The sequence below is a fragment of the Serratia sp. ID 25-353 genome (assembly GCF_054792795.1).
The window spans coordinates 4,739,360-4,751,358 of the sequence record NZ_CM139236.1; the positions used below are offsets into that span (position 1 = coordinate 4,739,360).

Below are 11,999 nucleotides of genomic sequence, written 5' to 3' on the forward strand. Positions count from 1 at the left end.
ATACTGGCAGCGGATCGCGCTGACAAAGTCGCCGTTGCCTGCCTACCCCCAACGTTTACTCCCTGCGGGGTAGTTTGCAGGAAAACTGACTCGCTTCAGCTAAAGGTGAATAAAATCCGCAACTTATCAAAAAACGTGAAAAATCATCCATATACCACGTTAGAGGTATATGAGGGTGTGATTGATTTGCATCAATAAATTGCCCATTGGGAGAGATAAGGTAAGCCTAGGAAACCAGAATTTTGAGGCAATAATGAGCAGAGTCAAACTTGCCGTCGTCGGCAATGGCATGGTCGGCCACCGGTTCATCGAAGATCTGTTGGATAAAGCAGACAAAGACCAATTCGACATCACCGTATTTTGCGAAGAGCCACGCATCGCTTACGATCGCGTGCACCTTTCCTCCTACTTCTCGCACCACACCGCCGAAGAGCTGTCGCTGGTGCGCGAAGGCTTTTACGAAAAACACGGCGTGAAGGTGCTGGTCGGCGAGCGCGCTATCACCATCAATCGCGACGAGAAGGTGATCCACTCCAACACCGGCCGCACCGTCTATTACGACAAGCTGATCATGGCCACCGGCTCCTATCCGTGGATCCCGCCGATTAAAGGCTCGGATAGCCAGGACTGCTTCGTTTACCGCACCATCGAAGACCTGAACGCCATCGAAGCCTGCGCGCGCCGCAGCAAACGCGGCGCGGTAGTCGGCGGCGGGCTGTTGGGGCTGGAAGCCGCCGGCGCGCTGAAAAGCCTGGGGGTGGAAACGCACGTGATCGAGTTCGCTCCGGTGCTGATGGCCGAACAGCTCGACCCGATGGGCGGTGACCAGCTGCGCCGCAAGATCGAGCGCATGGGCGTCAAGGTACACACCGGCAAAAATACCCAGGAGATCGTCAACGGCGGCGGCACGGCGCGCAAAACCATGCATTTCGCCGACGGCAGCCTGCTGGAAGTGGATTTCATCGTGTTCTCCACCGGCATCCGCGCCCAGGACAAGCTGGCGCGTCAGTGCGGGCTGGAGATTGGCCGCCGCGGCGGCATCGCCATCAACGACAGCTGCCAGACGTCGGATCCGGACGTCTACGCCATCGGTGAGTGCGCTGCCTGGCGCGATCGCACCTTCGGCCTGGTGGCGCCGGGTTACAAAATGGCGCAGGTGGCCGTCGATCACCTGCTGGGCCGCGAAAACGGCTTCCAGGGCGCCGACATGAGCGCCAAGCTGAAGCTGCTGGGCGTGGACGTCGGCGGCATCGGCGATGCCCACGGCCGCACCGAGGGTGCCCGCAGCTACGTTTATCTGGATGAAAGCAAAGAAGTCTACAAACGCATCGTGGTCAGCGCCGACAACAAAACCCTGCTCGGCGCGGTGCTGGTGGGCGACACCAGCGATTACGGCAACCTGCTGCAGCTGGCGCTGAACGGCATCGAGCTGCCGGAAAACCCGGACGGCCTGATCCTGCCGGCCCACGCGGGCAGCAAACCGGCCATCGGCGTGGATTCGCTGCCGGAAAGCGCGCAGATCTGCTCCTGCTTCGACGTCAGCAAAGGCGACATTATCCAGGCGGTCAACAAAGGCTGCCACACCGTGGCGGCGCTGAAGGCCGAAACCAAAGCCGGCACCGGCTGCGGCGGCTGCATCCCGCTGCTCACCCAGGTGCTGAACGCCGAGCTGAGCAAGCAAGGCATCGAGGTCAACCATCACCTGTGCGAACACTTCGCCTACTCGCGCCAGGAGCTGTTCCACCTGATCCGCGTCGAAGGGATCAAGTCGTTCGAGGCGCTGCTGGCCAAATACGGCAAAGGCTACGGCTGCGAAGTGTGTAAACCGACCGTCGGCTCATTGCTGGCTTCTTGCTGGAACGAATATATCCTCAAGCCACAGCATACGCCGCTGCAGGATACCAACGACAACTTCCTCGGCAATATCCAGAAAGACGGCACCTACTCGGTGATCCCGCGCTCCGCCGGCGGCGAAATCACCCCGGACGGCCTGCTGGCCATCGGCCAGATCGCCAAGGAATACAACCTCTACACCAAAATGACCGGTTCACAGCGCATCGGTATGTTCGGCGCGCAGAAAGACGACCTGCCGGCCATCTGGCGCAAGCTGCTCGCCGCCGGCTTTGAAACCGGCCACGCTTACGCCAAGGCGCTGCGCATGGCGAAAACCTGCGTCGGCAGCACCTGGTGCCGCTACGGTGTCGGCGACAGCGTCGGCTTCGGCGTCACCCTGGAACATCGCTACAAAGGCATCCGCACCCCGCACAAAATGAAGTTCGGCGTCTCGGGCTGCACCCGTGAATGCGCCGAAGCACAGGGCAAGGACGTCGGCATCATCGCCACCGAGAACGGCTGGAACCTGTATGTGTGCGGCAACGGCGGCATGAAACCGCGCCACGCCGACCTGTTGGCCGCCGACCTCGATCGCGAGACGCTGGTGCGCTACCTCGACCGCTTCATGATGTTCTATATCCGCACCGCCGATAAGCTGCAGCGCACCTCGGTGTGGCTGGAGAGCCTGGAAGGCGGCATCGATTACCTGCGCAAGGTGATCATCGACGACAAGCTCGGCATCAACGACCAGCTGGAAGCGGAGATCGCCCGCCTGCGCGATGCGGTGATTTGCGAGTGGAAAGAGACCGTCGAGCATCCGGAAACGCAGCTGCGCTTCGCCCACTTCATCAACAGCCCGCTGCGCGATCCGAATGTGCAGGTGGTGGCCGAACGCGACCAGCACCGCCCGGCGCGCCCTGACGAACGCATTCCCGTCACCCTGATCGATACCGAGGAGAGCCACGCATGAGCCAGTGGATTACCGTTTGTCCCGTCGCCGACATTCTGCCCGGCACCGGCGTGTGCGCCCTGATCGGCGATCGGCAGGTGGCGGTGTTCCGCCCCTATGCCGACGAGCAGGTGTTCGCCATCAGCAATATCGACCCGTTCGCCCAGGCCAGCGTGCTGTCGCGCGGTCTCATCGCCGAGCATCAGGGTGAGTTGTGGGTCGCCAGCCCGCTGAAGAAGCAGCATTTCCGCCTGTACGACGGCCACTGTCTGGAAGACGACAGCCGTTCCGTCGCCCGCTTCGCCAGCCGGGTGGTCGACGGCATCGTCCAAGTCGCGGCATAACCTTTCGGGAGGCAACATGTTTACCGACACCCTCAACAAATGCGCCGCCAACGCGGCGCGCATCGTTCGCCTGGCGAAGGAGAGCCCGCTCGGCTTCTGGATCAGCTCGGCGATGGCCGGCGCCTACGTCGGCCTCGGCATCATCCTGATCTTCACCCTCGGCAACCTGGTCGACCCAAGCGTGCGGCCGCTGGTGATGGGCGCCACCTTCGGCATCGCGCTGACGCTGGTGATCATCGCCGGTTCCGAGCTGTTCACCGGCCATACGATGTTCCTGACGCTCGGCGTCAAGGCAGGCACCATCCGCCAGAGCCAGATGTGGGCGGTGCTGCCGCAAACCTGGCTCGGCAACCTGCTCGGCTCGGTGCTGGTGGCGCTGATGTATTACTACGGCGGTGGCAGCCTGCTGCCGGTGGATACCAGCCTGGTGCACAGCGCCGCGCTGGCGAAAACCACCGCGCCGGCAGAAGTGCTGTTCTTCAAGGGGGTGCTGTGCAACTGGCTGGTTTGCCTGGCGATTTGGATGGCGATCCGCGTAGAAGGCGCCGCCAAGTTCATCGCCATTTGGTGGTGCCTGCTGGCCTTTATCGCCTCGGGTTACGAACACTCCGTCGCCAACATGACGCTGTTCGCCCTCTCCTGGTTCGGCAACCACAGCGAGGCCTACACCCTCGCCGGCATCGGCCACAACCTGCTGTGGGTGACGCTGGGCAATATCCTGTCCGGCTCGGTGCTGATGGGTCTGGGGTATTGGTACGCTACGCCGCGCGCCGAACGCCCGCAGGCGGCGAAAGCCGCCGCACGTCAGACCGCCTGAGTTTTCGGGGGCGCACTTCGCCCCCACACTGATTATCCCGAGGAGTGCCGATGGACTACCTGCCGATTTTCTGCCAACTGCAACATAAAGCCTGCCTGCTGGTCGGCGGCGGCGAGATCGCCGAACGCAAGGCGCGCCTGCTGCTGGACGCCGGCGCGGCGCTGACCGTCAACGCCCTGGCATTCAGCCCGCAGTTCCACCAGTGGGCGGCAGAAGGCCTGCTGACGCTGACCGAGGGCGAATTCAGCCCGGCCCTGCTGGCGGAAAAATGGTTGGTGATCGCCGCTACCGACCGGCTGGAAGTCAACGCACTGGTGTACCAGTGCGCCAACCAGCAACGGGTGTTCTGCAACGTGGTGGACGATCCGAAACGCGCCAGCTTTATCATGCCGTCTATCATCGATCGTTCGCCGATCATGGTCGCAGTGTCCTCCGGCGGCAAAGCGCCGGTGCTGGCGCGACTGCTGCGCGAGAAGCTGGAAGCGATGCTGCCGCAGCACCTCGGCAAGCTGGCCCAGTTGGGCGGCTCACTGCGGCAGCGGGTAAAACAACGTTTCAGCAGCCTCGGCGCGCGCCGTCGCTTCTGGGAACGGTTATTCGCCCACGATCGGCTGGCGCAGTCGCTGGCCAACGATGACGCCGCGCTGGCCGAACGCCAGCTCGAGCAGCTGTTCAGCGAACAGCCGGAAGATCGCGGCGAAGTGGTACTGGTGGGCGCCGGGCCGGGCGATGCCGGCTTGCTGACGCTGAAAGGGCTGCAACAGATCCAGCAGGCCGACGTGGTGGTTTACGACCGGCTGGTCTCCGAAGAGATCATGACGCTGGTGCGCCGCGACGCCGAACGCATCTTCGTCGGCAAACGCGCCGGCCACCACTGCGTGCCGCAGGAGCAGATCAACCAAATCCTGCTGCAGCAGGCGCAGCAAGGCAAACGCGTGGTGCGCCTGAAGGGCGGCGATCCCTTTATCTTCGGCCGCGGCGGCGAAGAACTGGAGACGCTGGCGGACGCCAACGTGCCGTTCTCGGTGGTGCCGGGCATTACCGCCGCCTCCGGCTGTTCCGCCTACAGCGGCATCCCGCTCACCCACCGCGACCATGCGCAGAGCGTCCGCCTGGTGACCGGGCACGCCAAGGCCGACGGTGGATTGGATTGGGCGACGCTGGCCGCCGGGCAACAGACGCTGGTGTTCTATATGGGGCTATCTCAAGCGGCGGAAATCCAGCGCCAGCTGATCGCACACGGATTGCCGGCCAACACGCCGGTGGCGCTGGTAGAAAACGGCACCTCTTGCCGCCAGCGGGTGATCGAAGGCAAGCTCGGTCAACTGGGCGTCTTGTCACTACAGGCCGCCAGCCCCAGCCTGATCGTCGTCGGCAGCGTGGTCAGCCTGCGCAGCAAGCTCAACTGGTTCACCAGCGAGGCATCGCCCTCCGGCCTGGCGCAAATGGCGTGATACCGACGTAAAAAAAGCGGCCTGTGGCCGCTTTTTTTATTTGCGCCGGCGTTACGCCTGCGGCGGCACGAAACCGACGGCCTGATAGACCTTCGCCAGGGTTTCCTGCGCGCGTGCGCGGGCCTTGGCGGCGCCGTCGCGCATCACCTGCTGCAGATAGGCTTCGTCGTTGCGGAAGCGGTGGTAGCGCTCCTGCAGCTCACCCAGCATGCCGGAGACGGCGTCCGCCACCGCACCTTTCAGGTGGCCGTACATCTGGCCTTCGAACTCGGCTTCCAGCTGCGCGATGCTCTTGCCGGTCACGCCGGCGAGGATGTCCAGCAGGTTGGAGACGCCCGCCTTGTTGACCACGTCGTAACGCACGACAGGCGGCTCTTCCGAGTCGGTCATTGCGCGTTTGATCTTCTTGGTCACCGCTTTCGGATCTTCCAGCAGGCCGATCACGTTGTTGCGGTTATCGTCCGACTTGGACATCTTCTTGGTCGGCTCCTGCAGCGACATCACGCGCGCGCCGGATTTAGGAATAAACGGCTCCGGCACTTTGAACACGTCGCCATACAGCGCGTTGAAACGCTGCCCCACGTCGCGGCTCAGTTCCAGGTGCTGCTTCTGGTCTTCGCCCACCGGCACCTGGTTGGTTTGATACAGCAGGATATCCGCCGCCATCAGCACCGGATAGCTGAACAGCCCGGCGTTGATGTTCTCCGCGTAGCGCGCGGATTTGTCTTTGAACTGCGTCATGCGGCTCAGTTCGCCGAAATAGGTGTAGCAGTTCAGCACCCAGCTCAGCTGCGTGTGCTCAGGCACGTGCGACTGCACGAAGATGGTGCTTTTTTCCGGATCTATACCGCAGGCCAGGTACAGCGCCAGCGTATCCAGCGTGGCCTTGCGCAGCTTCTCGGCGTCCTGGCGCACGGTGATGGCATGCAGATCGACGATGCAGTAGATGCAGTCGTAGTCGTCCTGCATCTGCACCCACTGACGCAGCGCACCCATGTAGTTGCCGATGGTCAGTTCGCCGGACGGCTGCGCGCCGCTAAATACGATGGGCTTACTCATGTTTAAATTTCCTGATTCTCTAAAGATGACAGCCCAAGAGCGGGCAACAAATCGGCGAAGCGCTCCAACACCCGATCGGGGTGGCTCAGGGCGATCGATTCGCCGTAGTTATAACCGTAGGTAAAGCCGACGCTTGGGCAACCGGCGCCCTGCGCGGCTTGAATATCGTTGCGCGAATCGCCGACGAACAGCAGCTCATGCGCCCGCAACCCCAGCTTGCCGAGCACCAGGTACAACGGCGCCGGGTGCGGTTTCTTTTCCGTCACGTCATCGCCGCCGATCACCAGCGAGAAATAGTCGCCAATGCCCAACGATGCCAACAGCGGCGCCACGAACGGTGTCGGCTTATTGGTCACCAACGCCATCGGGTAACCGTGCGCGGCCAGTCGGGCCAGCGTCTCTTGCACCTGCGGGAACAAGCGGCTGCCGCTGTCGACGGTCTGCGCGTAGAAATGGTCGAAGCGTTCACGCAGCCGGCTGCACTGCTCCGGCGAGCCTTCCGCTTCCGCCCAGCGCAGCGCGCGCTGCACAAGCACGTCGGCGCCGTTGCCGATCCAGGTGCCAACCCGTTCTTCACCCGCCTGCGGCAAGCCCGTCTCTTCCAACGCCATATCGATGGCGGCCGCCAGGCCCGGCGCGCTGTCGACCAGCGTGCCGTCCAGATCGAAGGCCAATGCGCGGATCGCGCCGAAATCAGCCATGAGTAACCTTCGCCAGCTCGCTGCGCATCTCGTCGATCACCTTGCGGTAGTCCGGCTGGCCAAAGATGGCGGAACCGGCGACGAACATATCGGCGCCTGCGGCGGCGATTTCGGCAATATTATCCACCTTCACGCCGCCGTCGACTTCCAGGCGGATATCGCGACCGCTGTCGTCGATCAGCTTGCGCACCTGGCGCAGCTTGTCCAGGGTACCGTGGATGAACGACTGGCCGCCGAAGCCCGGGTTGACCGACATCAGCAGGATCACGTCGATTTTATCCATCACGTAATCGAGATAACTCAGCGGCGTCGCCGGGTTGAATACCAGGCCAGCTTTACAGCCGTGCTCTTTGATCAGCTGAATGGTGCGATCGACATGCTCGGAAGCTTCGGGGTGGAAAGAGATATAAGACGCGCCGGCCTTGGCGAAATCAGGCACGATGCGATCCACCGGCTTGACCATCAGGTGCACGTCAATCGGCGCAGTAATGCCGTAGTTGCGCAGCGCTTCGCACACCATCGGACCGATGGTCAGATTGGGCACGTAGTGGTTGTCCATCACGTCGAAGTGCACCACGTCACCGCCTGCGGCCAGCACGTTAGCGGTATCTTCACCTAACCGGGCAAAATCTGCCGACAGAATGGACGGGGCAATCAAAAACTTTTTCATCCGCTTCTCCAAACGTAGGGTCGAGTTGTTATGCGCCGGGGTGCCCCGGCTTAGCGATACAGCGCCAAAAGCTCGTTCACTTTGCTGCGGCCGAGAATGTTGCGGCTGATTGTGCGGCGCGCTTTCACCACATACAGCGCAGCATTCTGGTACCAGTCGCGCGTCAGCTCGGTATCGTGATTGGAGATCAATACCGGTACCTGGCTCTCTACCGAGAGCTGGTGCGCCAATTTCGCCAGGCTTTGCTGATCGGCGATGCTGAAGCTGTTGGTGTGGTAAGCGGTGAAATTCGCCGTCGCCGACAGCGGCGCATAAGGCGGATCGCAATACACCACGGCACCGGCCACGGCCTTCGCCATGGTATCGCGGTAATGCTCGCAGACAAAAGTGGCATTGCGCGATTTTTCGGCAAACCAGTAGAGCTCTTCTTCCGGGAAGTACGGTTTCTTGTACCGGCCAAACGGCACGTTAAACTCGCCGCGCAGGTTATAGCGGCACAGGCCGTTATAGCAGTGGCGGTTCAGGTACAGGAACAGCAGCGCCCGGCGGTAAGGCTCGGTGCTAGTATTGAACTCTTCTCGCAGCAGGTAAAACTGATCCGAGTTATTGAATTCATCGGCGAAAAGCGTGCGGGCATCGCGCACGAAGTCATCCGTGCGCAGCTTAACGATGTTATACAGGTTGATAAGATCGCTATTGATGTCGGCGAGAATGTAGGCGTCGTAATCCGTATTCAGAAAGACAGATCCCGCACCCACGAAGGGCTCGATTAAGCAGTCTCCCGCCGGCAGATGGCGACGAATCTCATCTACCAGCGGGTATTTTCCACCAGCCCATTTTAAAAAAGCGCGGTTTTTCTTCATGCCGTCAATTAGCTACTTATACAATTCAGAGCGGCGGATTGTACTCTGTTTCAGACAGCACATCAGCGCACAAATTTAAATGATTTATTTTTTAAGATCTTGCTGCACTTGGTGTACAGGTCGGACCCACGGTTTTTTCGCCTGCACATCCGCCGGCAACGAAGCAATGGCGCGCTTCGCTTCTGCGGAAGACGCATAGTTGCCGCTCACCAGCACGAACCACGGCTTGCCGTCACGCTTGGTGGCGTACACCAGGTAGTTCTGCAACTTCTGCTGCTTGGCATAGGCGTTCAGCGTATCGGAACGCGAAGCGCTGCTCAGTTGCAAGGTATAGTGGCTGCCCGGCGCAGACTGCAGCGAACTGCCGCTGCTGGCGACCGCTCCCGCTTTCGCGGTGGAAGACGGTTTGGCCGGCGGCGTATACACCGTGGTCGGTGATTTATGCTGCGTCGCGGTCGGTTTGGTGGCGGCGGTTTTCGCCGGCGTTTTATGCTGTTGCGGCGCGGTGCCCTGCACAGGACGCGTCGCTTCGCGCGCTGCGGCGCCGCTCATCACCGTCGCCGGTGCGGTCGGCAGCGTCGACGCTGCGCCGGTCACGCCCTGGGTCGCGGCATCCACCTGCCCCTGCTGCTGCGACAGCGCATCCGCCATGTTGCCCGGCAGATCGACGCGCTGCTGCGCACCGCCTTGTTGAGGCTGAGTTTGCGCTTCGGTCGGCGTGCCGGAAATCGGCGGAACGCTGACGTTCTGCGGTTGCTGTGGCTGAGTCGCGCTCACGCCATTGTTGTCGTGGGTATCCGTGGTGCCGCCCGGCACGCCGTTGTTGGCGGTGGTCAGCGACGAAGAACCGGACAGGTTAATATCGCGGGCCGCGCCGTTTTGCGCAGCACTCTCCTGAGCCGCCTCATGCTTGGTCGGCGCCTTCAAGGCGGAACCGATGCCGATAATCAGCAGCAACAGCACCAAAATGCCGATGCCAATCATCAAATGCTGACGCGAAACGGCGAAGCGCGGCGCGGCTGCCGGCTTGCGCGAACGCGTAGGACGACGATCGCTGCTATCAGGTCTGAGATCGTCTTCCGGTTTAAACTCGTCCATCTGAAACCCTCCAACTAGAGGCAAAAGCCCACCACCGTAGACCTACCGTGGCACGGGCAGATTAACCCGATGATGGCAAAGCGACACCCGTCGTGCTCTGCTCACTGTATTAATATAGATGCAAATGGCGGCTAAGCCACTGTTACTTGGTCCGATTTAATTACGCTGCTGCTCAGGCAGGCAGGCGGCGATCGACGCCAGCACCAGCTCATGCCCTACGCCGCCGCGCACTTCCGCCGCACCGATCGCGGTCGGCAGCACCAGACGCAGTTCACCCGCCAGCACTTTCTTGTCACGCAACATGTGCGGCAGATAGGATTCCGGCGTCATTTCCTGCGGCCCGCAGACCGGCAAGCCGGCGCGCAGCAGCAGCGCTTTGATGCGTTCGATGTCTTCAACCGAGAACTGGCCGAGACGGTGTGCGGTTTCCGCCGCCATCACCATGCCTGCAGCCACCGCTTCGCCGTGCAGCCATACGCCGTAGCCCATTTCGGCTTCGATGGCATGGCCGTAAGTATGGCCCAGATTCAGCAAGGCGCGCAGGCCGCTTTCGCGTTCGTCGGCGGCCACGACCTCAGCCTTCAGTTCACAGCAGCGGCGGATACAGTAGGCCAACGCCTGCATATCCAACGCCATCAGCGCATCAATGTTATTTTCCAACCAGACGAAGAATGCGCGATCGAGAATGATCCCGTATTTGATGACTTCAGCCAGGCCGGAAGAGAGTTCACGCGTCGGCAACGTTTTCAGGCAATCCAGATCAACCACCACCGAAGCGGGTTGATAGAAAGCACCGATCATGTTTTTGCCGAGCGGGTGGTTGACGGCGGTCTTGCCGCCTACGGAAGAGTCCACCTGCGACAACAGCGTGGTGGGAACCTGAATGAAGCGCACGCCGCGTTGGTAGCACGCGGCGGCAAAGCCGGTCAGATCGCCGACAACGCCGCCGCCGAGGGCGATCAGCGTGGTATCGCGCCCGTGCGGTTTTTCCAGCAGCGCCGAAAACACCTGCTCCAACACCGCCAGAGATTTGTACTGCTCACCATCGGGAAGGATCACCTGATCCACCACGACGCCACCCTGCTCCAGCACCTGCCGGACACGCTCCAGATAAAGCGGCGCCAGGGTCTGGTTGGTGACCAACATCGCTTGCTCACCCGCCTTCAACGGCATAAAAGAAGCCGGATCGTTAAACAATCCGGCGGCGATGGTAATCGGGTAGCTGCGCTCCCCAAGCGTTACAGTAATTCTCTCCATGTCGCGCTCAGTTCTCTGTATGGTGCGGCGGTGGTTGCTCCCCGCAACAGCGGGGAACACAAATCAGTTTTCCGCATTGGCCGACGGCGAACGCGAAAATCGGCAATCAGTTGCTTTCCAGCATGTTGATGATCTGGTTGGCAACCACTTTAGCGCTCTGATCGTCGGTGCGGATGGTGACATCGGCAATCTCTTCATACAACGGATTGCGCTCTTTCGCCAAGGCTTCCAGCACTTCACGCGGCGGAGAATCAACCTGCAGCAGCGGGCGCTTTTTATCACGCTGGGTACGAGCCAGTTGTTTCTCGATCGTGGTTTCCAGATAGACCACCACACCGCGCGCGGACAGACGGTTGCGCGTTTCGCGCGACTTCACCGAACCGCCGCCGGTCGCCAACACAATCCCTTGTTTTTCCGTCAGTTCATTAATGACTTTTTCTTCACGATCGCGGAAACCTTCTTCCCCTTCCACGTCGAATACCCAGCCCACGTCAGCTCCGGTACGTCGCTCAATTTCTTGATCGGAGTCGAAGAACTCCATATTGAGTTGCTGAGCTAACTGACGGCCAATAGTGCTTTTGCCGGCACCCATAGGCCCAACCAGAAAGATATTGCGTTTCTCTGCCATGTTTTTCGGTATTACTAAGACAATTCGTTAATGTTAACCCGCCCCGCCAATCAAATCAGCGGCGGGACCTAAACTGAAACCTCATGAGCGATAGTGCGAGATCAGACGAAAAATTATCTCAACACTCTTGGTAGTTTGGCAACCGAATAAATCGCAATCCACGCCGCGGGAGGGAAACCATATGTTTTTAACGGCGTCTTGACGCTAACAAAAAACCTCGGTGCTCAATTCGGTAACCCTTGTAAGCTAAATCGGCCGCAGCGTCAAACGCAGATCCCCCCAAGGGGATAAAAAAGTGTATCTGCTCATCAACTTTAGGAGATTTG

General features: G+C 60.8%; 11 protein-coding genes. 4 read left to right on the forward strand and 7 right to left on the reverse strand.

Going from position 1 to position 11,999, the window contains the following annotated elements; genetic code table 11:
• Positions 1 to 253: 253 nt before the first annotated feature.
• Genes nirB through cysG form a run of 4 tightly spaced genes read left to right on the forward strand, consistent with a single transcriptional unit; the run spans position 254 to position 5,397 of the window.
• On the forward strand, positions 254 to 2,803 hold the full coding sequence (gene nirB / locus ACYF6X_RS22780) for a nitrite reductase large subunit NirB (RefSeq protein WP_130018338.1): 2,550 nt from the start codon (positions 254 to 256) through the stop codon (positions 2,801 to 2,803).
• A complete protein-coding gene (nirD, locus tag ACYF6X_RS22785; RefSeq protein ID WP_063991685.1) occupies positions 2,800 to 3,126 on the forward strand; it encodes a nitrite reductase small subunit NirD in 327 nt (108 codons plus the stop codon). Before nirB ends, nirD begins: the two co-directional genes overlap by 4 nt.
• 16 nt (positions 3,127 to 3,142) lie before the next feature.
• Positions 3,143 to 3,943 carry a nitrite transporter NirC gene (nirC, locus tag ACYF6X_RS22790; RefSeq protein ID WP_063991686.1) on the forward strand — a complete coding sequence of 267 codons (801 nt, stop codon included), beginning with the start codon at positions 3,143 to 3,145 and terminating at the stop codon, positions 3,941 to 3,943.
• Positions 3,944 to 3,993: 50 nt separating this feature from the next.
• A complete protein-coding gene (gene cysG, locus ACYF6X_RS22795) occupies positions 3,994 to 5,397 on the forward strand; it encodes a siroheme synthase CysG (RefSeq protein ID WP_130018337.1) in 1,404 nt (467 codons plus the stop codon).
• Positions 5,398 to 5,448: 51 nt separating this feature from the next.
• Here cysG and trpS read toward each other — a convergent pair whose 3' ends face one another.
• The 7 genes from trpS to aroK all read right to left on the reverse strand — a co-directional run bounded on the left by trpS (position 5,449) and on the right by aroK (position 11,673).
• Positions 5,449 to 6,456: a tryptophan--tRNA ligase gene (gene trpS, locus ACYF6X_RS22800; protein WP_063991688.1), complete on the reverse strand. Its 1,008-nt coding sequence runs from the start codon at positions 6,454 to 6,456 to the stop codon at positions 5,449 to 5,451.
• A 2-nt stretch (positions 6,457 to 6,458) separates the two neighbouring features.
• Complete coding sequence (locus tag ACYF6X_RS22805; RefSeq protein ID WP_033631918.1) at positions 6,459 to 7,157, reverse strand: phosphoglycolate phosphatase; 699 nt, start codon at positions 7,155 to 7,157, stop codon at positions 6,459 to 6,461.
• Positions 7,150 to 7,827, reverse strand: coding sequence for a ribulose-phosphate 3-epimerase (gene rpe, locus ACYF6X_RS22810; RefSeq protein ID WP_004930320.1), 678 nt, complete (start codon positions 7,825 to 7,827; stop codon positions 7,150 to 7,152). The genes ACYF6X_RS22805 and rpe overlap by 8 nt, the downstream gene beginning before the upstream one ends.
• Positions 7,828 to 7,877: 50 nt before the next feature.
• A complete protein-coding gene (gene dam, locus ACYF6X_RS22815) occupies positions 7,878 to 8,690 on the reverse strand; it encodes an adenine-specific DNA-methyltransferase (protein WP_063991690.1) in 813 nt (270 codons plus the stop codon).
• A gap of 84 nt (positions 8,691 to 8,774) precedes the next feature.
• Entirely contained in the window at positions 8,775 to 9,788 is a 1,014-nt protein-coding gene (locus ACYF6X_RS22820) for an SPOR domain-containing protein (protein ID WP_130018336.1), read from the reverse strand.
• 156 nt (positions 9,789 to 9,944) lie between these two features.
• A complete protein-coding gene (gene aroB / locus ACYF6X_RS22825; protein WP_063991692.1) occupies positions 9,945 to 11,045 on the reverse strand; it encodes a 3-dehydroquinate synthase in 1,101 nt (366 codons plus the stop codon).
• Positions 11,046 to 11,151: 106 nt separating this feature from the next.
• The gene (gene aroK, locus ACYF6X_RS22830; RefSeq protein ID WP_004391482.1) at positions 11,152 to 11,673 is read right to left on the reverse strand and encodes a shikimate kinase AroK; all 522 of its coding nucleotides are present in this window, start codon (positions 11,671 to 11,673) and stop codon (positions 11,152 to 11,154) included.
• Between the last annotated feature and the right edge of the window lie 326 nt (positions 11,674 to 11,999).

Excerpts from the sequence above, each read along its gene's own strand:
- nirC (WP_063991686.1), top strand. The coding sequence starts at position 3,143 with ATGTTTACCGACACCCTCAACAAATGCGCCGCCAACGCGGCGCGCATC.
- nirB (WP_130018338.1), top strand. The coding sequence starts at position 254 with ATGAGCAGAGTCAAACTTGCCGTCGTCGGCAATGGCATGGTCGGCCAC.
- nirD (WP_063991685.1), top strand. The coding sequence starts at position 2,800 with ATGAGCCAGTGGATTACCGTTTGTCCCGTCGCCGACATTCTGCCCGGC.
- cysG (WP_130018337.1), top strand. The coding sequence starts at position 3,994 with ATGGACTACCTGCCGATTTTCTGCCAACTGCAACATAAAGCCTGCCTG.
- dam (WP_063991690.1), bottom strand. The coding sequence starts at position 8,690 with ATGAAGAAAAACCGCGCTTTTTTAAAATGGGCTGGTGGAAAATACCCG.
- trpS (WP_063991688.1), bottom strand. The coding sequence starts at position 6,456 with ATGAGTAAGCCCATCGTATTTAGCGGCGCGCAGCCGTCCGGCGAACTG.
- ACYF6X_RS22805 (WP_033631918.1), bottom strand. The coding sequence starts at position 7,157 with ATGGCTGATTTCGGCGCGATCCGCGCATTGGCCTTCGATCTGGACGGC.
- aroB (WP_063991692.1), bottom strand. The coding sequence starts at position 11,045 with ATGGAGAGAATTACTGTAACGCTTGGGGAGCGCAGCTACCCGATTACC.
- rpe (WP_004930320.1), bottom strand. The coding sequence starts at position 7,827 with ATGAAAAAGTTTTTGATTGCCCCGTCCATTCTGTCGGCAGATTTTGCC.
- aroK (WP_004391482.1), bottom strand. The coding sequence starts at position 11,673 with ATGGCAGAGAAACGCAATATCTTTCTGGTTGGGCCTATGGGTGCCGGC.
- ACYF6X_RS22820 (WP_130018336.1), bottom strand. The coding sequence starts at position 9,788 with ATGGACGAGTTTAAACCGGAAGACGATCTCAGACCTGATAGCAGCGAT.